This window comes from Frankia sp. CgJB1, from assembly GCF_977947065.1.
This window is the reverse complement of the sequence record NZ_CDWTNB010000073.1, coordinates 17,327-19,196: the sequence shown is the minus strand read 5'-3', so window position 1 is coordinate 19,196 and position 1,870 is coordinate 17,327. Positions and strand designations below refer to the sequence as shown.

The 1,870-nt window shown below is 65.9% G+C and carries 3 protein-coding genes and 1 pseudogene; 1 reads left to right on the top strand and 3 read right to left on the bottom strand.

From position 1 onward, the window contains the following. Positions 1-798: HNH endonuclease (locus AC08OT_RS10435; RefSeq protein WP_476602763.1), on the bottom strand; the 798-nt coding region annotated here is incomplete at its 3' end. Positions 799-838: 40 nt separating this feature from the next. Between AC08OT_RS10435 and AC08OT_RS10430 the strand changes: the two genes are divergently transcribed. Next, positions 839-1,114, top strand: coding sequence for a hypothetical protein (locus tag AC08OT_RS10430; RefSeq protein WP_476597140.1), 276 nt, complete (start codon positions 839-841; stop codon positions 1,112-1,114). 7 nt (positions 1,115-1,121) lie between these two features. On the opposite strand, the gene AC08OT_RS10425 is transcribed toward AC08OT_RS10430, so the two are convergent. Both AC08OT_RS10425 and AC08OT_RS10420 read right to left on the bottom strand, forming a co-directional pair. Then, positions 1,122-1,346 (bottom strand): hypothetical protein, encoded by a 225-nt coding sequence (locus AC08OT_RS10425; RefSeq protein WP_476593636.1) that lies wholly within the window; start codon positions 1,344-1,346, stop codon positions 1,122-1,124. Positions 1,347-1,622: 276 nt separating this feature from the next. Then, positions 1,623-1,870: pseudogene (locus tag AC08OT_RS10420) on the bottom strand (hypothetical protein); the annotation flags it as partial.

The window sequence follows — 1,870 nt, the reverse complement described above, 5'->3', positions numbered from 1 at the left end:
AAAGGCGGCATCGTGGTTGGGGCAGGCAGCGAGACCGTTGGTGACGTCGAGACGTTCCCGGTTGGTACAGGTCCGCCATGGCTTGATGTGTGAGGCGCGGAGAAGGCGTCGCCGCAGGAGATCGCCACTGGGGGTGAGGCCGCAGAACACGCAGTGTTGGCCACAGTTGGCTAGCACCTCGCGGGCGAAGCGATGTTGACCGACGCGGGCGGCGCCGATTAATACCCTGGTAGTGATCGGATCTACGGGATGTTCGGTGGAATCTCCAGGATGTGATGTGGTGAAGGCGTCCTGGATGTCGGTGTCGGCTAGATCATCCTGCCCAAGTAGAAGCAGGGGGTCGTCGCCGAGGCCGAGGAAGTCGGGCAGATCGGTGGCGGTGACCCCGGCGGCGCTTCCCGCGGCGAGGATCATCGTGTAGATGGCGGAGAGGCGGTTCGGGTCGTTGAGCAGAATGGCGGCGGTCTCGACTTCATGGCGTGCACCGTTCGGCCGGGAGCCGTCGAGGTTCGCCATCTTTGCAAGGATCGAAGCGGGTGTGCGGCGGAACAGTCGTGCAAGCTCGGGCACTGGTGATGGCGCTTTATGGCTCGTCGACCCCCCGTAGTGACGGTGGTTGACGTTCAAGGAGGCGGCTAGGTTCAAGGAGGCGGCTAGGCAGAGAAGCGTCTCGACGGGAGTGAACGTCTCCTGGCGAGCTTTCACCTCGGATGAGCGCGGCATGCGGGCCAGCACCCGGGCCCATTGGCGGTCGGCAGCTCCTGAGGTGATGCCTATGTAGTCCCCGAGATCAGGCATTAGGTTATCTTAAGCGTCGATGTCGGAAGAGTCTACATGGGTGCCGATTATGGAGGGTCGTGATGTCTCCGTGTCGTGGACGGGTTGCCTGAAGACTGTAGCGTCCAGGTCAGGGCATCCGGGCTGCCGAGCGGCCGAGCTGCTGCCCCACCTCCAGCGGGAACGGGACCGGATCGCCACGGCCATCGATGACCTCGCCACCGCCCGCATCTTGCTGGAAGCCGTCATCGCCGCCACTCCGGCGGTCGGAGCGGTCGCCGGGGTGTGCGACACGTCCGACGGCGAGGACCGGGTGTTCACCACTGCCGCACGCTGATCCGTACTCACGGCCGCCGTATGCCGACCCGGATCCCACGGCCGGCGCCCGCCGACCGTCGGCGACAGGCGAAGAAGAAACCCTCCACCCCGACACCGAGCACCTGGTTGCCGAACAGCCGGTGGAGGTCGAGTAGTTTCTCGGTTACCTGCTCGGCGGACCCGGCGAGCGCGGAACCGTTCTCGATGAAATCCTCGAGCGAGTCGAACGGGAAGTGGTTCTGCCGGGCCACCGGGAGGTCCCGGAACGCGGCGAAGGCGGGACGGGCGGGTTCGAGGGTATCCTGGGAACGGTCGGTGATATCGGTCCGCCGGAAACCGTTGGCCGAGTGGAGCGGATCCGCCCACCTCGCGGGCAGGCCGGTGGACCGCTCACAGAACGCTGAACCGGGTCAGACCTGTGGAGCGGGCTGCTGGAATGGCCGTGCCCTGGTGGTCGCCTCCCACCTCCAAGAAGTGCGTCGAGGCCGGCCGTCGAGCTCACTCCGGCCGGTGCACCACAGCAGCACCTAAGCCGGGTCTCCGTCCGGTGCATCGGGGAACAGACGGCGAAGCACCCGTATGCCCAGGAGCGCTGGGAACCGCCAAGAGACCGTCAGCCCCGCGGCGATGTCCCAGGTATGGAGGAGGGTGTCGGCGACGCCCATCACCGCGAAGCCCTCGGGATCGCATGGCCCCCAATGCCAGGCCTGCGTTGCGGGGTCGGCGGTGGCCAGCGCGCTGCTGAGGATTCGGAATGAAATAACTTGTTCACTTC